The 22,864-nt window shown below is 51.8% G+C and carries 16 protein-coding genes; 2 read left to right on the forward strand and 14 right to left on the reverse strand.

All coding sequences use genetic code 11. From position 1 onward, the window contains the following. Positions 1-44: 44 nt before the first annotated feature. Positions 45-779, reverse strand: a complete 735-nt coding sequence (locus tag KVG95_RS21220) for a fimbrial biogenesis chaperone (RefSeq protein ID WP_217857826.1) — start codon at positions 777-779, stop codon at positions 45-47. Between the two features lie 60 nt (positions 780-839). After that, positions 840-1,373: a fimbrial protein gene (locus tag KVG95_RS21225; protein WP_217857827.1), complete on the reverse strand. Its 534-nt coding sequence runs from the start codon at positions 1,371-1,373 to the stop codon at positions 840-842. A gap of 415 nt (positions 1,374-1,788) precedes the next feature. Here KVG95_RS21225 and KVG95_RS21230 point away from each other — a divergent pair, with 415 nt between their 5' ends. Together KVG95_RS21230 and KVG95_RS21235 are read left to right on the forward strand one after the other, a co-directional pair. Continuing rightward, a complete protein-coding gene (locus KVG95_RS21230; RefSeq protein ID WP_217857828.1) occupies positions 1,789-2,979 on the forward strand; it encodes an EAL domain-containing response regulator in 1,191 nt (396 codons plus the stop codon). Beyond that, positions 2,967-4,025, forward strand: coding sequence for a fimbrial protein (locus KVG95_RS21235; protein ID WP_217857829.1), 1,059 nt, complete (start codon positions 2,967-2,969; stop codon positions 4,023-4,025). Before KVG95_RS21230 ends, KVG95_RS21235 begins: the two co-directional genes overlap by 13 nt. A 209-nt stretch (positions 4,026-4,234) precedes the next feature. Here the strand turns inward: KVG95_RS21235 and KVG95_RS21240 are convergent, their stop codons facing one another. From KVG95_RS21240 to KVG95_RS21295, 12 genes are all read right to left on the reverse strand, one after another. Then, positions 4,235-5,515 (reverse strand): OprD family porin, encoded by a 1,281-nt coding sequence (locus KVG95_RS21240; RefSeq protein WP_225923260.1) that lies wholly within the window; start codon positions 5,513-5,515, stop codon positions 4,235-4,237. A gap of 180 nt (positions 5,516-5,695) precedes the next feature. Next, positions 5,696-6,310 (reverse strand): thiol:disulfide interchange protein DsbA/DsbL, encoded by a 615-nt coding sequence (locus KVG95_RS21245; RefSeq protein ID WP_217857831.1) that lies wholly within the window; start codon positions 6,308-6,310, stop codon positions 5,696-5,698. Between the two features lie 44 nt (positions 6,311-6,354). After that, complete coding sequence (locus KVG95_RS21250) at positions 6,355-6,999, reverse strand: c-type cytochrome (RefSeq protein WP_217857832.1); 645 nt, start codon at positions 6,997-6,999, stop codon at positions 6,355-6,357. A 9-nt stretch (positions 7,000-7,008) separates the two neighbouring features. Then, a complete protein-coding gene (sorA, locus tag KVG95_RS21255; protein ID WP_217857833.1) occupies positions 7,009-8,238 on the reverse strand; it encodes a SorA family sulfite dehydrogenase catalytic subunit in 1,230 nt (409 codons plus the stop codon). A gap of 156 nt (positions 8,239-8,394) precedes the next feature. Beyond that, the gene (locus KVG95_RS21260; RefSeq protein WP_217857834.1) at positions 8,395-9,552 is read right to left on the reverse strand and encodes a TDT family transporter; all 1,158 of its coding nucleotides are present in this window, start codon (positions 9,550-9,552) and stop codon (positions 8,395-8,397) included. Between the two features lie 586 nt (positions 9,553-10,138). Next, positions 10,139-11,035 carry a hypothetical protein gene (locus KVG95_RS21265; protein ID WP_217857835.1) on the reverse strand — a complete coding sequence of 299 codons (897 nt, stop codon included), beginning with the start codon at positions 11,033-11,035 and terminating at the stop codon, positions 10,139-10,141. A gap of 320 nt (positions 11,036-11,355) precedes the next feature. Next, positions 11,356-12,282: a Pvc16 family protein gene (locus KVG95_RS21270; RefSeq protein ID WP_217857836.1), complete on the reverse strand. Its 927-nt coding sequence runs from the start codon at positions 12,280-12,282 to the stop codon at positions 11,356-11,358. A 29-nt stretch (positions 12,283-12,311) separates the two neighbouring features. Beyond that, positions 12,312-14,435: an ATP-binding protein gene (locus KVG95_RS21275; RefSeq protein WP_217857837.1), complete on the reverse strand. Its 2,124-nt coding sequence runs from the start codon at positions 14,433-14,435 to the stop codon at positions 12,312-12,314. Positions 14,436-14,502: 67 nt separating this feature from the next. Further along, complete coding sequence (locus KVG95_RS21280; RefSeq protein ID WP_217857838.1) at positions 14,503-16,248, reverse strand: contractile injection system tape measure protein; 1,746 nt, start codon at positions 16,246-16,248, stop codon at positions 14,503-14,505. Positions 16,249-16,268: 20 nt separating this feature from the next. Further along, a complete protein-coding gene (locus KVG95_RS21285) occupies positions 16,269-17,219 on the reverse strand; it encodes a phage tail protein (RefSeq protein ID WP_217857839.1) in 951 nt (316 codons plus the stop codon). Positions 17,220-17,370: 151 nt separating this feature from the next. Next, complete coding sequence (locus KVG95_RS21290) at positions 17,371-20,145, reverse strand: baseplate wedge protein (RefSeq protein ID WP_217857840.1); 2,775 nt, start codon at positions 20,143-20,145, stop codon at positions 17,371-17,373. A gap of 8 nt (positions 20,146-20,153) precedes the next feature. Beyond that, the gene (locus KVG95_RS21295) at positions 20,154-22,853 is read right to left on the reverse strand and encodes a baseplate J/gp47 family protein (protein WP_217857841.1); all 2,700 of its coding nucleotides are present in this window, start codon (positions 22,851-22,853) and stop codon (positions 20,154-20,156) included. Positions 22,854-22,864 lie beyond the last annotated feature (11 nt).

The raw sequence follows: 22,864 nt of genomic DNA on the forward strand, positions 1-22,864 counted from the left end.
AAGCGAAGTGCTTCGTTATTTATTTTTTAAACCAATGCGAATAACTACTTACTTAACAAAACCGTATGCTCTCGCGCTGCACCGTAGTCATCGATCGCCTGATACTTGACGCCGGTCGTTCCAGCGGGCACTGAACTCACAGGAACTTTCAGCGTGCCGCCGGGAGCGACCATGCCATCACTTACCGGCAAAGAAGTCTTGCCCGTGGACAACGCAATTTCAGTCATGGAGACGTAATATGAACTGGGGTTTGTACACTCCAGGGACCAGCCGGATTCTTTCTTCAGTAACGTCCACAGCAACTTTTTGGGGGCCTCACTTGAGTTTCCTTTGAGGTTGGCCGGCCGAAAGAACACTTTGACCCGGGTCCGCAAGGCGATCTGCATAATATTTTGGTCAGCGGACGTTGCGGCCTTGGGTGGAATCTCCAGCAAGTTCAGGTAAAACACAGACTCACGATCTTGCGGCAGCGCTTCTCCGGTGTACATCAAGCGCAAGGTTTGCCCTTTGCCCGGATCCACTCGGGTGATCGGCGGCATCAGGATAAAAGGCAACTTCATCAGGCTAGGGTCTTTTTTTACATCGCCGTCATCAATCCAGGATTGCACCACTAACGGTTTTTTACCTGCGTTGGTTAACTTGACACTGGTCTCTCTATCCTGCGCTTCGTAAACCACACGGGTATTGTTAAGCACAATAGAGGCATGAGCCGGCGACACCGAAGCAAAGCCGGAAACCAGCACACCAAGCGCCAAGCAACGCATTAAAGAGTGTTTCATATCGCCCTCTTGATCAAATGGGTGGCATAAGGGGAAGTTCCCCTTATGCACGGGCTGGTATTACGGATAGATAATGCTGTAAGTCACAGTGCTGTTGGCCGAACCCGCACCAGCAGCACCGTTGGCGTAGTAACCCACCAGGTAATTCAGGGTCGCGCCGCTATTAGCGATCGTGGCACCTTTATCGCTGGTGTTATCACCAATCTTGATTACCGAATTGTCGTAGTTACGCAGTTGCAACTGAACGTTGGCGGCCTTATCGGCATCGGGACCTGTCAAATTCAGGCGACCGGTCGACAGATCAGTGTTCGGACCCGGCTCAAAACCTGCTTGCACCACCTTACCGTCCAGACTAGCCGCGCAACTGCTCAACGTAATGCTGAAAGGCTTGAACCCGGCAGCCTGACCATCCGGCACCGCGCTGATTCCGAGCGAGTCCAGACCGACGCTGGCACTGCTAGTCACGGTACAAGTCTGATCGGTAAGTGCACCAGTGATGTTGATGGTGCCATCCGAAGCAAATACTGCCGCGGACATCAGGCTCGACGCGACAACAACTCCTGTCAGCGCGAAAGAATAAAATTTATTTCTCATAACATCCGTTTCCGTTTAAGTGGTGAATCACAGATTGATAAAAGATTATGTCTGGCGCCCCCTCGAAACACTTTGATTTCCGCATCAGACGAGACAAATTATGGAAGAATCGAGCACTTGAAGAAATTGCTTAAAGTCTTATTCGGAAGGCGCTTCAGATCTTGAATTTTAATGGGAATTGTCTTACCTCGCTGTCAATGCAAACCACAACGCAAATCTGCACATCTATAACAAGAGACAACAAACACAAATAGGACAACACCCCATATAAATATAGGACGACGTACAATTCTTCGTGACGAGCGATTAAGGCATTATTTTTTCACATCGAAAACTCAATACCTTATAGCGGCTCCCCAACGACTTAAAAGCACTGCGATCGCTAAGCGGGTCAATGGGGGGCGAGGTTTACATCGTGAAAACACGGAATGTCCTGCTGATCTCGAACAATGCCCTGCACCGTGAACAGCTGGCGCGCCGGCTCAACACGCTGGGGCCTGGCTGCCGTTGTGTGGCGACGACGGGCGAACAGGCACTGGCCGCGGTCCATGAACAGCGCTGGGACACCCTCATCTCGGATCTGGAGATGCCGGAGATAACCGGCTTGCAACTGATCGACGCATTGGCGGTGCTCGACACCGACACGCAACTGTTGCTCATCGGCAAACAATCGCCCTCCATCGTGAATGCCATCAAAGAGCACGCCCGGCAAAAAGGCGTAAGGATTATGCTGGTCAACAGCAACCTATTGGTACTGACGGACATCGAAAGGTGCTTTAGTGCGCACGCGTCTGCGCCCAATACTCGCGTCGAATCGGCGAAGCCACAGGCTCCAGCGCTAAATGCCGTCCGCCCGACGGAGTGCCTGGAGCAGATCGTTGCCTACTATCAGCCTCAGTTCCACGTGGCTAGCGGTGAACTGTACGGTGCCGAAGCACTCGCGCGCTGGGACCGCCAGGAACTGGGGATCCTCGGTCCCTTGCACCTGTTGCCCGTGTTGCGCTCGGTCAAACTGCGCGATGCGCTCTGGGAACGGATGCTTGGCCACGCCATGACCCTGCTCGAGCAGCTGCAAGGTACCGACCTGTGCATGGCTGTGAATGTCAGCGCCGATGTCGCCAACTCCGTGAGCTGGGCCGAAAGCGTTGCCCAACGGGTCGCGCAAACCCGGATCAACCCTTCACGCCTGACCATCGAGATCACCGAAGACACCGCAGAGCGCTTCGATGCCGGACTGGCCGGTGCCGTTAGTCAACTACGCCTGCGCGGCTTCAACTGTGCCATCGATGACTTCGGCACCGGTTTTTCTTCATTGCAACGCCTGGCGCTGACACCCTTCAGCAGTCTGAAGATCGATCAGCGTTTCGTGCGCCAGGCACGCTCAAGCAGCGTCGGCCACCAGATACTGGCCAACACCATCGCCATGGCGCATGACCTGGGCTTGAGCGTGACCGCCGAAGGCATTGAGACCGAGGCAGACTTCGAACGCATCAGCAAGCTGGGCGCTGATATTGCGCAAGGGTACTACTTTGCCAAGCCCATGCCTGCAGCTGAGTTCTTCAGGTATGCGCAAACACGGACGTCCCCTTTTGCATGGAACGCATGACCGCCAGTTCCAGAACAAGAGCTGTCGTGCCTATGCCTATACAGAGAGATATAGCAATGAAATGTTTTAAACAGCCATCCACGTCGAATGCCTGCCGACAGGTATTCATCACCCTTGGTACACTCCTTTCCTTGTCTATCATGGGCGAGGCGAATGCTGATTGCACTTTTGATCCCGGATATCCAGCCGCTACCTACAACCTTGCCCATTCTGCGAGTATCTCTGTGCCACGAGACACTCCAGACGGCACGGTAATTCATACAGACAATGCGAGAGTGCCTAGCAGAACTACCGTTAATTGTAGCTCCCCTGATTTCGAATTATCCGGCACTAAGAGCCTTGTAGGGATCCAGCCGCCTGATCTTCAGGAGAAAACCATCTTCCCCATCGGGACAACCGGACTCGGCTTTCGATGGAGTCTTTTAGCTAGAGGTGGTCAGCTTTATTTGGGGCCCTATGGCTATAAATATATAAGTAGTTTCAATCAATTTTCGAATACCTACTTTGAACTAATTAAAATCGGACCAATTAAAACGGGCACCGAAGTTCCGCCAGGAAATGTAGCGACATTTGCTATAGGATCGCTAAACCCTGTACTGACATTGAACCTCCCCCAAAAAATCGTGATCACCCAACCAAGCTGTACGACCCCGGACGTGACGGTCCCTATGGGCACTCAAAAAACCTCAGGCTTTAGCGGCATGAATAGCCGGCTGCGCCCTGTGCCATTCGCGATCAAACTTGACGCCTGTCCGACGGGGATAAACGCCGTCAAATACCGACTCGACCCGACCACCCCACTTCTCGACCAGACGGCATCCGTTGTGGCCTTGTCGGCCGACGCCACCGCCACCGGTGTTGGCGTACAAATACTCGACAACTTTGACAAAGCACTGCCCCTTGGGGCTGATCATGTATTTTTGAACTATTCACCCGCAGGCGGCAATTTTTCCATTCCGCTCAAGGCCGCTTACTACCAAACGGATAAATCCGTCAAAGGAGGCTCGGCCAATACCGCGTTAACCTTCACCATGACTTACGAGTGACCCAAGGTCGAGCGCCGATACCTGCACCCTGGATCGGCCACGATCCCCCTGTACTCTGCGTTATCGGACAAGGGCCACGAGCTAAAAGGTCTTTATTCCTGGGTCTTCAGAAAACCCAATGCCCCGACAAATCGGGGCATTGGGTTCTGGCCTTGGCAAACTGCGTTTTCACACAGCCTGAAACATGCCGGTCTTTTACTTATTGACGCTTAGAAAACATTGAGCGGGTAGTCGACGATCACCCGGTATTCATCGGTGTCGGTGTCCAGTGCACCATATCCGTTGCCACCACGGTTGGTGGCCCATTGCAGGCGTATCGCCAGATCCTTGGCCGTACCACCCTGCACCACATACTTGAGATCGACATCGCGTTCCCAGTGTTTGGCGTTTTTGCCCTCTGCGTTGTAGAAGTTCGCATAGCCACGGCTGTTCGGGTCGACCTTGTTCAAGTCCAGCGTGCCACGCGAATACGACACGGCCGAGGTCAGGCCTGGCACGCCGATACCGGCGAAATCATAGGCGTACTTGAGTTTCCACGAGCGCTCGTTCGGGCCGTTAAAGTCCGAATACTGCTGCGAGTTGTCGAGGAAGATGCTGTCGCCCTGGGAGATGTGGTCGAACGGCGTGTTGCCGTTCACCCGCTGATAAGCAGCGGTGACGCTGTGGTAACCGATACCCACGGTGAAGTGCAGGCTGTAGGTGTTGTTGTCGATCTTGCCGAGCAACGCGTCGCCAGTGTCCTGAGTGTGATAGTAGTGCAGGCCAGGGTTGAGGCTGATCAGTTCGTTGACCGCGTAGGTGTAGTCCAGGTCGTAGTAGTACTGGTTCCAGATGTCCTTGAGTTCGGACGCATAGAGGCTGCTGGTCAGGCTCGGAAGGCCGCTCCAGGCCACACCGGCCCAGTTCAGGTGCTGGCTTTTGTCGCCATCCGCCAGTGTGCCGTTGGACGTCCCGATACGCTGATGGCCGCTCTGGTTGTACAGCTTGGTGAAGCTGGCCTGGCCTCCGTCGATCAGCCAGCCGTCGAAGCTGTGGTTAGTCAGACTGACGCCGCGAAAGGTCTGCGGCAGCATGCGGCTCATGCCGCCAGCGATTACCGGATTGTTGAGAAACAGGTCACCGGCTTTCAGTTCAGTGTCCAGGGCGCGCATTTTCAGGGTGCCGCCGCCACTTGAGAACGAGCCCGGTGCTTTGCCGTTGCCATCACTGATCGGCAGGATGCTCGAACCGTCGGTGCCACCACCGCCGTCGAGTTTGAGCCCGAGCATGGCGTTGGCATCCACGCCAAAACCGAGCGTGCCCTGGGTGTAACCCGATTCGAAGATACCGATGAGACCCTGGCCCCATTCGATGTTGTCGTCGGTATGCTGCTGACGGTTGCGATTCATGTAGTAGTTGCGGGCGTTGAGGTTGAAGTATGCGCCTTCAACGAAACCTTCGTGGCTGGAGTCGTCGGCGGCCTGGGCATTTGCGGCCATTGTTACGGCCATTGCAATGAATAACGGACTGAGTTTGAGGGTAATACTCACGAGGGATACAACTCCTTTGGTTAATAACGACGTTGTTATTTTAAATAGGAGTCCACAGCGCCTGTATAAATTTAGGGTAAAGAAAAATGCCCGTATCGCAAAATACGGGCATTGATCTAACGATAGTGAAGGATGAACGATCTAATTGAGCAATGTCGTCAACTGGGTAAGAGCGGCAGGCACTGCGCCAGGAGAACCCACCATACTGGAGTCAGTGAAGTATTTATCATTCACCACAAAACTGGGCACCGCTCGAATTTCATAACGAAGTGCAAGCATATTGCCTTGGATCATCCGGCTTTTAACCGCAAATGAATTGATTTTCTGGTCGACATCCTCTCTTGCTACACCAAGCCCCACAAAAAAATCAGCGATGGCCTCATCAGGCTCCAGCTTCCCGCCGTGACTCGCCAGTTCAAATAGCGCGTGATGCGTGACAGCTTGAAGATTGAGAACTTCACCAATATAAAATGCTTTGGCGTAGCCTTCCCATTGTTTGTTGCCAAACGTGACAGGAACCCGTGTCAAGACCACGCCATCTCCGGCCTCCGCAGCCCATTGGGTTATGCTCGGATCGAGTTGCCGACAGTGCGGACAGGCATACGAAAAAAACTCGAGCACTTTGGGCGATTGGCTCACCGGCTCATTAGTCACCGTATAGTTTTTTCCAGCCTGCAATGAAACAACTGAGTCAGCCATCCCCAGTGGAATATGAAATATCGCAGGCATCACTAAAGCCAACCAGAATTTACGCATAGAAGTACCTCACCTATTGGTGAATCGAAGTGTATTGGCGAGGGTCACTGCGCCAGAACAAAGTCCGCTAACTGTTTCAGCTCAGCCGGTTGCAAACCTGGAAATGGAGGCATCGGTATCTCGCCCCAACGTCCAGAACCACCATGGCTGATGTGGTCGATAACTTGTGAAATGGCCTGCGCATTGCCTTTGTAATGCATGGCAACATCATGATAGGCGGGGCCAACCACTTTTCGGTCAATAGCATGACAGCCTAAACAAGCGTTCTGATCCAGAAGGGTCTTCACATCTACAACCGCAGGTTTATCGACCGTATTTGACGCAACCTCTATTGCTTTGATCGCGGGTTTACTCTCAACAGCAGGTTTACCTGAATAGGTGGCGGCCAGGTATTCACCGACCAGACCCACATCACTCTCAGAAAGCGGAGCCCCATACGATTCTTTCATTTTTCTGGCCAGCCCTGTCCATTGCTTCTGGTTAAAACCGGGCGGTTGATACTCAATATAATCGGCCGAATGACAGATTCCACATTTCTGCTGAGCAACGACATAACCTGGTAAATCCGAGGGGCGCAGGACGATCGTTTCAGCAGGCAAGTTTATCGTCAATGGAGAGGCCACTGCGTAGATCGGAAGGGTACAAACTGCAAACAGCAACGCTTTATATTGCCCAAATACACGCTTCATACCGAACTCCTACACAACCGTGACGGGGGTGGTCTCAATATTGTTCTTTACGTAGATCGAGGGGTTCCACAGGGCTTTCACCGGTTGTTGCTCTCCCTGCCCGCCTTTGGCACGGACCTGCAACCCGACTTTTCCCTTTTCTCGAGGTTGCCACTGCAGCGTCCACTCGCGAAATGAGTAATTACCCAGGCTCTCGCCCAAAACGGCCAACTGCCAATGCCTTCCACCGTCTTCGGATACTTCAACTGACTGGATGCCATGCCCGCCGTCAAACGCAAAACCTTTCAACGTAACGGGTTCGTTGACGTTGACCTTATCGCCTGGCTGCAAACTGGTAATAAACGATCGTACTTTCAGCTTGCCTATCGGGCGGGTCTTGTCGGGCACTGTGCCTGGCGGTACACATTGGCAATCATTGTCAGGAACGCGGTAGGCCTTTTCCATGAAGTAGCCTTCGAAAGTATGGTCGATGACCTCGATCTCACTTAAATGCTTGACCCAATAAGTACCGAAGTAGCCGGGAACGATCAGCTTGATGGGATACCCGTTGAGAAAAGGGATATCAGTAGCGTTCATGGCCCAGGCAATCATGGGTTCATCACTGAGTGCCAGATCAATACCGAGTGCCTTGACGAACTCTGGAGTCGTCGGCAAGACCGGGTGGTCCAAGCCCCGAAAGGTGACTTGCTTGGCGCCCGCCTGGACTCCCGCATGCTCAAGTACGGCTTTCAACGGTATGCCCGTCCACCGTGCATTACCTACCGATCCGTTACCCAGCTGCGCACCAAACACTCGTGGTGACCCATAACCTCGGCTGTTACCAGAGCATTGGTTGACTGCCACTACCTCGACAGTTTTTCCCAATGCCTTGAGTTCGGACAGGCTTAAGGCAAGCGGCTTATCCACTAAGCCCTTGATCTGTAGTTGATAGTTATCTGCATCGATCGAAGCAGGAATATTGGCGAGGTGGTAGCGCACAAAGAATGCGTCATTGGGCGTCAGTACCGACTCGTTGAACACCGAAAACGGTGTTTCCAGATGCGGTGGGCGAGCAGTGATACGCATCAGGGGTCTTTTCTGCGGATAAGCCACCAACTCCCGGGTTCCGTTGGCAAAGTCCTGGGCCTCCGTTTCTGCCGCTTGGCTACGCAGCGGTTTAAACGCAAGCCCCGCAGCGACCAGACTCGCGCCCTGGAGAAAGACACGGCGTTTAATAGTGTTTCCGTTATCAGTGGACATAAGCTCTACACTCTCAACACGAAAAATGATCGGAGATTACAGTCTTTACTTTATTTTTCCGAAGCGATGCCAATGGCCAACTACGCACGCCTATGATTTATCAGATAGACAGCCAACCTCAGACTTGCACGTCTGAGGCAGCTATTGATGAGTTGACTATTTAGCTGAGGAGGCGATGCATGGCGAGACGAACAGATTCCCCCGATACGCGCCGGCAAGCGTCCTGGAAGCCACGATTAACCACATGACCACCAGCACAAGTACCAGGCATCCCCCAAAAACATTGAAAAAGACGGAATGCAACAGTGAACCCAGCTTGAGCGTAGTGAGTGCATAGACGCCTATTGGAAAGGTAAAGCCCCACCATCCCAGGTTAAAAGGAACACCGGCTTTGAAGTAGCGGACAGTGATCAAGACTGCCATTGTCATCCACCACAAACCCAGGCCCCAGAAAAGGATCCCGGAAATCAGGCCAATGCCTTGAGCAACCCCACCAATACCCTCCATCCCCTGCGCCGAAAAAATGGCGGGTGCGTCGGCGCCTATGACTAACATGCCCAGTGCGCCTGTACCGATAGGACCCAGCGACAACCAGCTGGATGCGGCCATGCTTTCATGGGGAAGTTTGTGCAACGCCATGCGCAACAGAAGGATGACCAGGATGCTCAACGCGACAGGAACCGAATAAGCCCACAGTACGTAGCTGGTGATCAACATAACGAATTGCGCGCCAGTGTCGATCAACTGCGGAGCCAACAATCCACCACTGGCAGCCGCCACTTCTGCTGCCACCACGGGCAGCAACCAGACGGCAGTCATTTGATCGATGCTGTGCTGTTGACGTGTGAACATCATGTAAGGGATCAGCACGCCACAGGCCAGCGCCATGGCGACATCGATCCACCACAGAGCTTCGGCAAGCGGTATGACGCCAGCCCCCCAACGAGGGACGCCGAACACCAAAAGACCATTGATAATAGTCGCCAGTCCCATCGGAATCGTGCCGAAGAACATCGATACCGTGGAGTGTCCGAAAATCTGCTTGGCCTCATCAAAAAACATGATCCACCGAGCCATATAAAGAACACTAAAGGTGCAGAACAGAACAATGTTCAACATCCAAAGCCCTTCAGCGATGGATCGCAGGCCGGGGATCGCTAACGGAAACTGAGCCAGGGCCAAGGCAAGGATACCGGTGCCCATGGTGGCTGCGAACCAGTTCGGCGTGAATTGTCGTATCGCCTCCTGTGGTCGGCTCAAATGGCTAAGGGGTTTGGCTCCCGCGTTTATCGCAGCGAGATCTCTAAGCGACATGGCAATCTTCCTGATGTATGGGTGAATGACCGTCTGTGCAGTCTAGGTGATTTCCTTATCGGCTTTTCGCCGTATTATCGGCATGCGTTATCGATTTTGCCGATAAGGGATTTTTTGTACGGGGTGGCTCTAATGCGATGTGCACGAAGCAAACCGCCGATTTTGACAGAGCGGGCTTTGAGTGGTGAATAGGCTGATTGGACAATGGCACCGGCAAATTGGTCATGCCTGGTCCTTACAAGATGATAATTTGGTGGCCCCGTACAACCCCACGACATGGAGATCGCCGCGTCCTATCTGGTGGGCAACTTGCGGCCACCACAAGTTCAGGCCAATTCATGTTAAAGCTGTCATTAATATCTACCTGTATGACTTGCGTATTAAGCGCTTCACAAAGTACACATTCAAACCTGAAAACGAGGTCGACTTGCCCCCCCAAGCAGACCTCATTGCCGCACCATATATTAACTTGAAATCACGCAAAGTCTTGGACTCGACGCACCTACTGATAGATTATAGCGCACCATTGGACCAGCCAATTTAGCGCTCTGTATTTTAATTTACCTGCGCCCCCATCTTTATCTCCTTAAGAAAGGGAGCTCCGCCTTAGAGCTTCTTTCTTTTTAGCTCCATTGCAACTTAGCATACTTTCACGAATACGACTCCTAATAAATGATGCTTCTCTCGGAGTCAATGGCTGTGTATTTTTCCATTTGAAATCAAGATTTTTAGCTCCAATCGAAGGTATCCACTCCTGTATGCCTCGAGGGGTTTCAATGAAGTCGGATTCCCGAACATGGTTTGCTTTTAGAGCTAACAGTTTATCTTCATTTGCCTTACTTTTCTCATATAGACCTGTCTGCAATCCACGCTCGAGCTCCCGGATTTCCTCATAACGCACATGCCCTTCACTTTTAGTTTTATAACTCTGCTCAGTATGCATTTGTATTTCGAATTTCGAAGATTGATCAGGCAGTAGAAAGTTCGCATTAATCCCTTTGTATGCTTGTGCCGGATAGAAAGTGTTTCTGATAATAGCGGGAGAGTAACCGGACTTTCGCAAGGTAAACAACGTTCTGAATACACCAGATACAAAATCCTGTTGCTGAGCTACTGAGACATCCTCCCCATTTTTACCATACGGGAAGCCAATGGTATAACGCAACACATCATTTACATCTTCGGGCTTTGCAATTTTAAGCTTTTCTGAAAGCGACTCAGGTGTTTTAAGTCGATACTCCAATCCATATAGCTCAGCGCCTAACTTTTCAGTTACATCCTTAAGCAATTGAGTAACTGCCGGCTCATAAACTTTCATTTTACCCACTAACTGCTCGGCAGACTCTCTGTAATTGGGGTGATCCATCGTTCGTGGCAGAGAAGCACCCTCAACCTCCTCCTGTATATCACTCAGCCCCGACAGAAACTTAGGGCGGCGCGCCCGATGAGCATGAGGATACCTTGATTCAAATGCTTTGTTCAACTTGTAACTCCTTACTGTTAATATATATTTATTGAGAATCGCACCTGCTATTACCTGTTGATAAGGCTGATCGGCCAGGGCAATTCGCACCATTGCATCTTTACAGCACCCTTTATGGTAGCCATATCACACGCCATACACTGATCAAACAAGCAACAAGCCCAACACCTCCCTTTTATTGCATACCACAATGGATCATCGACTTTCTAGAAAACACTTTATTACTTTTACTTCTTTCTATTTTTAGAATAGTTTCAGCCATACTTTACAACAAAATTTAATCACCCATAACAATAGGAAGACATCTGACCTCTTCAAGTTTATGACACTGCGAGAACCTGATTATCGACGTTATCAACAAACAACGCCCCCCCCTCCAGCTCACCAATAGCCTTAGCCTCTGCTTTCCAACCATCAATAACACTTTGGATCGCCGCCAAATTGGCACCCAACGCTACACCAGACAAAGTAATATCAAGATGCTGATCAGGCAGTTTGTCATCCGTAAAAGGCGTACCCACGCAGGTAATATTCACTTTTTTCAACTGCGCACGAGCCATATCATCCAGCGGACTCTTCGCATCCAATGCTGTGACCAAGGCATCCCAAACCACTACTCCGGCCTGCTGATAAAAATCAATACCGGGCTTTTGCGCCACCGTGGCAGATACGCTTTTCACCGGAGCCAATACCGGGCTGCGACTGGTCAACGCGATCGGCACAGTAACTTCATAGGTCAAGCACAATCGCGGTTTGTTACCCAGCGATTGCCAGAAGTTGCCCAGGCTATTCAGCTGTTCCGACGGTGGGATCACTCGTCCATAAAAGTCTGACAACCCCGGATAGGTGCGTGCATTGATCAAGGCGTTGAGTACATCATTCATGATCATGACGGCCTGGCTGTCCGCCAGGGTCGCGGGGGAGTCGCTGCTACTGCTCGCTTTCATTTCCCAATAAGTGATCAGGTAACGACAGCAAACATTAATACTCCCTGGCATTAGCATGCCATTTGATGGTGAGAATTGGCGCCCTACCCCGGTTCTTAGCGACAGGTCTTCATGCACATCATAAAGAAATACACTGACCGTTGGATGTGCCGGCGGCTCATTGGTGTCCGGCAGGGTAAAAACGATGTCTACTCCATCCGGCAAATACTCCGCCAACATTTCCCCAACGGTTTGGTTCACTTTGATTAGTGTCGTATCGGCAATACGTTTTTGGGGAAGGTCATCGTGCAAGTTAGTCATACAGAAACTCCAGATACGCGAAAGTTAGATTAACGGGACAAGACGAGACGGCCGATTTTTCCGAGCTCACGTTGCAAGGCTCGTTCGATGTGCTGCATGGCCACAGCCGGGGACTGTTCTTCTGCCGCCAACCAGCTGGCCAGCATGGCCACGTTGCGGATGTTGGCACCGGTGATATCTGCCCGCCGGGCAAGGGATGAGAAGTCGACATCTTCGGCCACTGGCGTTTCCGCCGGCCATATGGCACGCCACATCCGCTCGCGCAGGGCCTGATCCGGGAAAGGGAAACGCATGATAAAGGTCAGGCGCCGGCTGAAGGCATCATCCAGATGGCTACGGTTGTTGGTTGCCAGTACCACCAGGCCCGGATAACTTTCCAGGCGCTGCAACAGATAGGACACTTCGATATTGGCATGGCGATCCTTGGCATCCTTGGTTTCACTGCGTTTACCAAACAGTGCATCGGCTTCGTCAAAAAACAGCACACCGGCATCGGCTTCGGCACAATCGAAGATCCGCGACAGGTTTTTCTCGGTCTCACCGATGTATTTATTCATTACCGTGGAAAGGTCGACCTTGATCAGATCGACGCCCAGCGCCCCGGCCAACACCTCCGCTACCATGGTTTTCCCGGTACCGGAATCCCCATGGAACAGCGCGCTGATGCCGGTGCCATAGCCGACTTTACGGCCAAACCCCTGCCCCAACACCTGCTCTCGTTGGCGAATCGCCGCCAGCACTTCGTTGAGTTGCTGCTGCAGATCATCACTGATGATCAAGTCATCAAAACCACGTACCGGGGTAATACGTTTTGCCAGGTCGCCGAAATTCTGTTGCGAACGCAGCCCAAAGGCGTGATAGAGATCGGCATTGGAGAGCAATGCATTCTCCCCTCGCTGCAAGCAATAGGCCTGCGCCTCTTGCAGCACGGACACCAGGGTTTCCGAAGACGGATGGAAACGTTTTACCAGTCCCGCAACGTCAATGTCAGGCTGTTGCGGGATACCTTCCAATTGGCTGGCCAGCAAGGCGACCTGATCGGCAACCGCCGGTACTGGCATGGCGATCACGACCTGAGCCATCCCCTCCAGCCACATTAGTGACGCATGGGGTTCGGTCAGGCAAAAGATCTGCAGGTCAGTATAAGCAAGCTCTTCGCCCAACCATTTCATTAGCCGTGGATGTGCCGTGCTGAAATCCGCCAACGAACGCAGCAACAGGCATCCTGCATGTAGCCGCGTTTCGCGCAATGCCACGCTCACCACACGTTGGGCTTCTTCATCGTCTTCCGGTAACTGCGCCAAATCCAGCGCCAGTACACCTTTGCCCACGCTGCCAGCCGCGCGGGCGATCACCATCGCCCGCCCGCTACCTGGACGCCCTTGCAACTGCACCAGGGTTTTCTTCTCGGCGGTTCCGTCAGCACAATAGAGGGCCAGCCGTTGAGTCAACTGCGCAGACAGATCCGCCAACGTAGAGGGTGTCAGCCAGTTTGCACAGGAGCGCAGCGCAGTTGGAAAGGCCGAATGCCCGATCAACCAGGTGTAAATCTCGGTCGCCGGATGAAGCAACGCATTACCCCAATGCTCTCCGTCACGCTGTTTGAACGTCAACAGCTGATATTTCAGCAAAGGTGCCTGTGGTAACAGACAGGTCTGTTGCGCGGCCTTTTCGACTACGCCCGGGCACAAGATGTTTAAGGCAAAGTCCACCGTCATTGATTTTTTCTGGTTGCTCTCCTGCATATAAGCAAACAGCAGTGAGTAACGGCTATCAAACAACGGTAACAGGCAGAGCAACAGCACGTCCCGTTCAAAATCAGTCAAACCAAAACGGCTGATCAATTGGCCCAGACGACTGCGCGAGTCAATATGCTCAGCGTCACCCGAAAGTTGCTGACCAGATTGTTCCAGGGCCCAGAAAGGAATACCCATTCGGTGCGTGGCCAGGCGTTCTACTTCCTCCGGGGAAAGCGCCAGCCCCTGGAGTTCTTCTTCAGGTTCGATAAAGCGTTGTTGCAAAGTTTGCAACTGCTTTTGTACCAGTAGATCCAGCCGCTCGAAGTGGGCCAAGAGTAGAAGTAGATCTTCATCCTGGCGTAATTCAGGCGACAGCTCGTCACAAAGACGGAGCGCATTATGCTGTTTTGGCATGCAGACTCTTCTTTACTGATGATTGGAATATCGCCGGGTAAAACACCCGACATGGGTGAATAATTAGTTAAGTAGCAGCAGGCAACCACTTCACCTGCAGAGGCTTTTCCATCCAGGGGAAGTGGATAAAGTCCAGTGCCCAAGGCAGTTGCGATAGTAAAAAGTCACAGGCATCCGCCTCTACCGACAGTTGCCAGCCCGACTTGGTTTGTATCAATTGCCCCGGTCTTTGTAGAAACAGGCTGCGTAGATCATTGACCTGACAGCGATGCAAACCGGGTAACTGCGCTGGAATAGCCGCCAGCCAGTCCAGCAACTGTTCACTCACCTTCGGTTCTGGCGAGGACCAGGGCACGAGTGGTGATTCCAACGGCAACCCGCACAGCAGCTTGCCCAATGGGGTACGCCACTCCGCCATGGTTTCATCCCCCCAGATCAACCCATCCAGCCAGCACACCGCCTCCAATTGAGCCTGTGGGCTGCTGAATTGCTGTTCCTCGAGCAGACCCAACTGACGCAATAGCCCAGGCAATAGCGGCCACAGCAGTACCAGACCAGCATTGGCGACCGACAGCGGTTCCTGCTCCGATAATGAGGCGCTTGAACCCGTTGGCACCGACGGTCCTGTGTACTCACGCCCTTCTCTCTGCCAATCGCCTTCTTCCTTCTGGGCGTCCTGTTTGGCGTCCTCTGTGTGCGATTGAAGTCCGTTCAGTTGGCCGACATCCATTGCAGGATCCAGGGAATCCTCCTCTGACCGCTCGGGTGCTGAAGCTTGAGGTTTGCGTTTTGCTACCTCGTCTTGTGGAGTGACATCCCCCATTTGTTGTTGCCAACGAGTAAAGTCTGGCTCGGTTAACTCCGATACTAATAACTGCTGCACTACCGGTTGTTGCCAGAATGGCTGCAACCAAGGTAACAGCGCCGCAGGCAGTGGCAGATGGCTGAACAACACCAACAACCAGGGCGCCACCTCTGGCAACAGATTACTGTCCAGCACCAGAGATGATGGGGCAGGCAAAGCCCCTGTCGATGATTGCCGACAAACCCATAGGCTACTGAGCAGTAAGCAAAGCTCTAAGGCTGGTTTGTCTGCCGGTGGCGTCAACTCTGGCTTATCGTCCAGAAATAAACAGCAAATAGCCTGTGAACTCGCAGTACTAAAGGTTTGTAGCAATCTTTGGCGTGGCATCGTCTGTAAACAGTACTGTGCCAGAATTTTCCGCTGCTCAATTGATGAGGCTGCCAGATGCGAGCGCAACCAGTTATCCGCACCATCAGACGCATTCCACTCAGCCATCAATGCCTGATGCGGGAGCGCCAAACAACCCCATTTTAGATAGTGAAACAGGGGGGCCAGCCCTAATTCCTCCTGAGCTACAGGCAACGCTGCATCCGTCGTAGGTTGATGAGTAGCTCCCTCCTTATAAGCGGGGTTGATAAATGAAGGATGTAGCTGCAAGTCCGTTTTCCCTTGAAGATGAGCAGCAGTAGTGCCCTGCTGGATACATAGCGACTCCCCAGCAACGGCAATTGGTACCGCGGTCAATAGCGCTGTCAGTTGCTCCTCTAATTGCGTCAGTAGTCGCTGTGTTAATACTGCCTCGAACTGCACCATCGGAATGTCCCCCGCATCAATGACCAGCCGTTCAATAGACAAGGTACTATTGATCGACATAGGCATCTTATTGAATAGGCGAAGTACATCTTCCGACAGATGATAGTTAAATAGATCACTACAGCGCTGTTGAATATTAGCAACGCCCCACTCAAGAACCTCAAGAATAAACTCAATTCTTTTTACAGTACCCATAGCAAAACTTCAAACCATAGTTACATTTTCATTATGTAAGGAAGTGGATATTGATGACCCGACGACGAACCACATTCTACAGGTATAAAATTAACACCATCATACCTATGCTTATCTGTCATATCCACACCACCACTTATGATGCACCCTGTAAGGTCTGGAGTACCATTCTCCCCATTACAAAACGCCCAACCTTCAGGTACTTTGCCACCAAAAAATGGCACCACCGTTCCTTTAGGGATAATCAAATTAGCAAGCTTTTTCATAAAGTCTGTTGATAGATCGACACTCACCCCGTTACCGTCCACTTTAATGCCGGAACCAGGTTTGACGCCGATCTTGGCTCCTATACCTCCACACTGAAGTCCGCCGCTACCATCAACCTGAATATCGATATTGCCGTTTGGTCCGTACGCCCAGCCAATCCCTTGCCTTAAATCCAACTCCTTATCAGAAAATTGAAAAGCTTTAGCATTAAACTTTACCGACACCCCATCCTTATCCACCTTAATACCGGAGCCAGGATTGATACAAAGTTTACTCCCCGCCCCACTCCCCAAAATAATCCCATAGTTGTCATCAACCTGAACATCAAGTTCCCCATCCTGGCTAAACTTCAAGCCAGCCCCCCCAACAATGGCCAATCCATTACCATCAACCACAAGACCAGCCTTGTCATTAACCTTAACAGCCACCCCATCCTTATCCACATTGATACCCGCATCGGTCTTGGCCTTGACTTCCAACTTCCCATCAGAATTCACCACCATACCATTACCGGCATCATTATCTGGCTGATCAGGACTCAACCCCACAGCCCTACGGCCAACATCGGCAATATTAATCAGGGTTTTAAAGTCCATCTCAAGCGGAATGGACTGCTCTTTAAATTTACTGATGAGCTCTTCTACCTTTGGCCCAACAGCCTCAGCATTTGCCGCTTGCACAGTGGGGGTCTTTTCATTAGCCACAGATCTTACTCCAGTCATTTACTTTACTAAAAACATAGCGAGGCAATCACGCCAATACAAATCGCGGCGCAACCATTCGCAAAAAATTATCAACAACAGCAACAAAATAACAGTGAAAAATAAAAACTAATAAACCGCTCAAGTATTAATTTCAATTTTTCGGCACATAGAACAACTCTTCTTTCGATATGTACTCTGGATTCCAGTCCGGCGTCGTTGCTTTATTCTGTTGATCAGCCGTGGCAATGCGCATATGTCTGATACCATCCAGTACGCCCGGTGTTCTTCCCAGGGTCAATTGCTTTAGCAATTGGTAAGAACGATCTCCCAATGGCGCCCCATCGTGCTGCCACCCCTGATAGGCTAATCCGAACTGATTAAAAGCAGTGTCATCCAACCAATGGACCAGTGCGGATATATGGCAGGGAATTTCCTCCAAAATACACTGTTTGATCCATGCTTCCGTGGTCTTGGCATCCTTGAGATCCGCTAAAAGGCTACGTCGGAATACCAAACTGACCATGAAGGAGAAACGGTCACTGATAGTTTTACCCTGGTCATCGATATACCAACGGTAACTCTCCTCCTTCTCAGGAAGCGTACTGCCGTCTTGAGCTTTAATGACAAAACTGCCATTAATCCAGTCTCTCGACACCACCTGTGCATGGATAATAGTTTTATCATCGCCCAGCTGCAGTGAAGAGTTCGGAGAAATGTTGCGACGAATCGTAATCCGGTCATCCTGCTGCAACATAACCGGATAAGGGGCATCGTACGTCGCCACGATACGCTTCTCACCGTTTAGGAAATTCCCCGTATCAGTATCATAATGCAACGGATACCACATATCGTGCAGCCAGACATTGCTGTTTTTCCAGCGCAATGTACCTGCATTCATTGCGTCAATAAGCTTCTGTAGATTACGTGACAGTTGTGCATTGTCCTGAATACTACAGGTCAAGATCGTTCCCGCACTGTCAATTTCCTTCACCATGACGGTTGCGAGGATGTAATCATTCTCCGGCCCACCGCTGTCTTTAATGATCAAGTCAATCAATACCCCGACATGCAAGGGATAATCCGTCACATCGACTGTCAGCAGTAAATTTTCAGTCTTGTCATCCGTTTTGGCAGCCGTTGGTGTTTGCTCAGTATTGTAGTGTTCATCCGGCAGCGCCGGTAATAGCGCCCGATGCTCTACCAGGTAAAACGGCAACTTATCCAACGCGGGGGACTGAGCAAACAGCTCACTGCCAATCCCGATACGGGCAGCAATTCGCTTTTGTAACGCCGAAACCGCCTGAATCTGGATATTGCTACGCTGATACCCAAGATCAGCATGTTGACGCAAATAACCGCGCTGCACATCTAAAAATTTATCCAGCAGCCCCGAAAGAATTCGTGGCGCACGCTGGCTGCCAAAATAACCCAGGAGATGGTCAATAATCGCCAGTTCTTTATTATCTAGTTTGTAGTCTTTCAGCGCCAATAACAATTCAGCTTTATAGTCTTGATGAACCTTATCGGACTGACTATTTTCAGCAAACGGCCATTGCTCACCCCAGACAGGGGTAGAGTGGGAGCGATCAAACGCCAGTAGGTCTGGTAGCAATGCCAATTGCTGGCAACCATTGGCCAACGCTTGCTCAAACGGCAATAGAAACTGGTGGAGCTGTTTCTGTACCTCTGTAGGTACCGACTGCTGCAAACCATAGCATGGCGGTAAGCGCTTGCTAAGGGTATGAAAATCCTCTGGTTTACGGTTACGACCATAGTCCATCACCACCGGCTGCTCAACGATCAGTGCCGAAGGCTTGATAAACTCCCTGATCTCATCTTCTGTTGCAGAACAACGCTGCCCATACTTAATCAACTGAATATCAGAGCTCTCCGCCAATGCGGCGATAGGGTCACTCCCCCACAGTTGAGGATAGGTGTATGAAGCGCTTGAAGTCCACGTCCAGTTATCTGCCATATCTCCGCGAAAAGTAGTAATGCTTTTCACACCACTGATGCTTAGCCACTTGTTCACTAGAACACCGAAGTCCACCGTGATCTCGCTACGATAGTCTAATTTCGGTGGCAGTTGGGTAATCCACCCATGTGTTAGCTGGGTTCCCTGATAGATCGCCTCATTAGTCAACCCTTGCGCAACCAAATTAGCCGCGGAATCACGTACCGCCATCGGGCTGATGAAGTTTTCAGCCAGAGTATAGAGCTCGGCCAATACCCGAGCCGGGTTGGTACAATCATCTTCCAGTTCAATGCTGCTCTTAATATTGATAGCTTGTGCCGTGACCCAGGTAATGTTCCGTACCGCTTCACACATATTACGATGGGTATCAAGGAATTGGGTTAGAGCCCGTTGCGCCTTAGTTTTTTCAGCACCTCGAGCCAACTCCACGTAAAGATGGTAGCCTCCCTTCAGGGTCAGCGGAGCCAGCTGGCCATCATTGCCTGACTTAGCAAAGGTGAACTCCCGCTTTTCAGAGGCGGGGTCATACCAGTACTGATACTGTTCCGCTTCACTTTCAGGTGTCAGTTGCACATTACGAAAATAGAAGCCACCTGGCGCTTCTCCATCATCGCAGCTGTGCAAATCCAACAGCGCACGGCGGTAGTCATCTACCGTAACAGGCCCGCAGGTCAACACACGATGTGGCCCGAATTGCGCCGGGAATATCCCCTCCCCCTGACGATCAACCGCAGGGGTCAATAAATCCACCAGCGGCAACGTGTGACGATAGGCGAGGTCGGAAGTGCCGTAACAAAAGTCCTGCAACAGGGTCACACCTGGATCTTGCTCACCTTTATCGGTCCACACCTGCCCCGCATAATGGTCGATGGCTTCCATACCCTGCTCCAGCAGGGTATCGAAGTGGATAAGATCTCGTACCTTCGCAGGCAACATGCTGTTATTGTTCATAAAAATCCTTATTGATGACTTGCACCTGGCAAAGTCAGAATCAGTACTTGCGTATCGGTACTGACCACCGAAGCGCTTTGACCATCAAGGGTCAGGCGATCCACACGCTCGACCATGGGTAATTGCTGAATAAACGCCACCATGGCGTAGTAATCCAGTTCGGCTCCAGCGATGGCACTGCTCTGTCCATCCCCCCCCCATGGCATGTACTTGCGCTCCAATGCCTGCCTTAGCAGACACAGGGCATAAGCCTGATTAGTGCCCGGGGTAAACTCCACGACATATGTCACCGGCACATCCCTGTAGTCAGGATTGACCACACTGATATCTACCCAAGGGCTGCTCAGCTCTTTCAGGTAGTCCTGCATCGCGGTTAAACGCGCCGGGGCGAATTTCGGCCGCAACGCATCGTTATTGTCCTGTTCGCCATTGGCAGGAATCACGATCAGCTGTTGCGTGCAACGAGCAGGCAAGCTGGATAACTGCTCAGACAATGGAATGTGCACATAGCCGATTTCGGGATAACGCTCACTCAGCAACGCCACCATATCGGACCAGGTCTGCGCCCGCCCCCGATGGGTCAATTGCCGGGCTACCCGTGGCAGAAACTCCGCTTCAGACTCAGGTGCGCGCCCACCTTGCGATGGCCAGGGCTGTTCAACCTGCGCCAATCCATTGAGCCTTTGTACTGGCCGGCGAACAGTACCCGCAGGCAGAGGCTGGATAAAATGGCTGTTACTCAACGACTCACCGTTAATCAAGGTTGCCGTCACCGCATTGGTTCGCAGCCCTTTCAAACGGGGGTAAGCGCAAATGGATGCATCAGCCCCGGGGGCTTGAGCAGGTGGTGTCACCACTGCGCGGATCCAGTAACGCCCAGCAGGCATTTGGGCGCCCTGCGCGGCGTCGGCCGGCAGTGACGCAGACCACAAGCCCGAGGTGAATAGCCCGCCCGTGTTATCCTTTACCGTCGCATCCAGAGACTGCCAGCTGTTGCCCTGATCAAGGTATTGCCACCTCATATTCAGTGCCTGCGGGCTTTGCAACTGCCAATGCAAACTCAGCTCCTGTCCCGGTTCGATATCGCTGAAGCCCAGGTACAATTGAGGATTTACATCATCGGCTACCGTAGCGCTGACTTGCGATTCCAGTCCATAACCAAAGGGGCTCAACAGATATTGTTCTTTGACCTCGGTGTCTGCTCCGCTGTAGCTGATGGCCAGTGATCTAACCTTCGGGGTATAGGGTGGGTTCAAGTCTGGCTTCGTCGGCAAGAGTTCCCAATACTTCTGGTGCAGAAAATCATGGCCGCTGAGTTCCAGATGTAACCAGTTTTGCCAGTCTTGTGGGTCAACACTTTTCGAGAGTGAACAGGAAAGGTCCTCCACTGTAAGTGTAATAGGTACGGCGACCGGAGGTTCTTCACTGTTGCCAGAAAACAACACGGTACTGTGTTTCTCACCAGTAATAAAAGGCGAGGTCACTTTGAAGGCGTTATTGTCGATGTGATCTACACCATAGCCCTCGTACCATTCACTAAACGAGTTCGCCGGTAGATCCAGCCATTCGGGTGTCAGGGTAATCGTCAGTTCCTGTGGCTTGTTGCACCAGTCCGCAGCCACCAGGTTAAATCCGCTCCCCAACACTGGGCTATGACCGAACGGATAACTGGTAACGGACAGTTTTTCCACGCCGTCATCGGTGCTGTACATCACCTGAGTAAGACCAGACACATCCACCTTAAGCGCTGTCACTTCAGGCACTGGTTTGCCATCGGTTCGGCTCAGTTTCAGTAACGGCATGGCAGAGGTAAAACCGTCCAGCCCGCCAGGGGGGGTGATTGCTCCTTTCGCGGCAGACAACTTCAGAGTGAGCGATGTGCCGTCTCCTTTACTGATATCAAGTGCCAGCCACTGCCCTGTGCCACTGATACCCGCTGTAATTGCCTTGATATCGTCATCAGTCACTGCTGTTTGCAATGTCACAGTGATGGTGCGATCCCCGCCAGACATGGCCAACAGCTCGGAACCCACCACCCGCCCGGTCACCACCGACTGCTCCTCGCCACCTGAATGGGTAAACAGACGAACTCCGTTTTCTGGCCACAGCACCTTATTTTGCTGGTCAAAAAGCACACGAGACGTGCGAGGCGAGCTGTCGGAGTTAGCCGGCTGGCACCAACGCAGGTCACTCCAGCGCCCCTGATTTCCCAACATGGCGTTATCCAGCGCGTACTGCACAGGGTTACCCTGGCTGTCCTGCCCGGCATCCATTAACGTTCCTGCCGGCAACAGCAACTCACGAGTGCCTTTCTCCAACTGGCAGGCCAATGCCACTTGATCTGGTACCATCCCTCGTTCTTTCAACCCTAACAAGCCGCGATAGTAAAGTTGTCGGTGCATACCCGGCAGGCGGTTCAATAGCGCTTTAGGCGTTTCCAACAGACGATAAAAAGCCAGCAGCAGCGCCTGGTGCGGCGCCAGTGAACCATCGGCCAACCCAGGTTGACGATAAATTGCAGCCAGCCGTTCCGCGTTAACCGGAGACAGAAAAACAGCATCCCAATTTTTGTCCTTATCAAATGGAATCTGCTGACTATAGTCCTTAAGGAGTTTCAGCAGATCTTCGACAGTCCGGTCATCCAGGGTAAAGCCATTGTCCGATGGTGCATCAGATGCGGTTTTATGAAAGATACTCAAATCAGACATGATAAATATCC

Source organism: Pseudomonas farris (assembly GCF_019145235.1).
In the GTDB taxonomy this organism is placed as follows: Bacteria; Pseudomonadota; Gammaproteobacteria; order Pseudomonadales; family Pseudomonadaceae; genus Aquipseudomonas; species Aquipseudomonas farris.

Bases quoted from the DNA above. Each gene is read 5' to 3' on its own strand.
- KVG95_RS21220 (WP_217857826.1), bottom strand. From the start codon at position 779: ATGAAACACTCTTTAATGCGTTGCTTGGCGCTTGGTGTGCTGGTTTCC.
- KVG95_RS21225 (WP_217857827.1), bottom strand. From the start codon at position 1,373: ATGAGAAATAAATTTTATTCTTTCGCGCTGACAGGAGTTGTTGTCGCG.
- KVG95_RS21235 (WP_217857829.1), top strand. From the start codon at position 2,967: ATGGAACGCATGACCGCCAGTTCCAGAACAAGAGCTGTCGTGCCTATG.
- KVG95_RS21240 (WP_225923260.1), bottom strand. From the start codon at position 5,515: ATGGCCGTAACAATGGCCGCAAATGCCCAGGCCGCCGACGACTCCAGC.
- KVG95_RS21245 (WP_217857831.1), bottom strand. From the start codon at position 6,310: ATGCGTAAATTCTGGTTGGCTTTAGTGATGCCTGCGATATTTCATATT.
- KVG95_RS21250 (WP_217857832.1), bottom strand. From the start codon at position 6,999: ATGAAGCGTGTATTTGGGCAATATAAAGCGTTGCTGTTTGCAGTTTGT.
- sorA (WP_217857833.1), bottom strand. From the start codon at position 8,238: ATGTCCACTGATAACGGAAACACTATTAAACGCCGTGTCTTTCTCCAG.
- KVG95_RS21260 (WP_217857834.1), bottom strand. From the start codon at position 9,552: ATGTCGCTTAGAGATCTCGCTGCGATAAACGCGGGAGCCAAACCCCTT.
- KVG95_RS21270 (WP_217857836.1), bottom strand. From the start codon at position 12,282: ATGACTAACTTGCACGATGACCTTCCCCAAAAACGTATTGCCGATACG.
- KVG95_RS21275 (WP_217857837.1), bottom strand. From the start codon at position 14,435: ATGCCAAAACAGCATAATGCGCTCCGTCTTTGTGACGAGCTGTCGCCT.
- KVG95_RS21280 (WP_217857838.1), bottom strand. From the start codon at position 16,248: ATGGGTACTGTAAAAAGAATTGAGTTTATTCTTGAGGTTCTTGAGTGG.
- KVG95_RS21290 (WP_217857840.1), bottom strand. From the start codon at position 20,145: ATGAACAATAACAGCATGTTGCCTGCGAAGGTACGAGATCTTATCCAC.
- KVG95_RS21295 (WP_217857841.1), bottom strand. From the start codon at position 22,853: ATGTCTGATTTGAGTATCTTTCATAAAACCGCATCTGATGCACCATCG.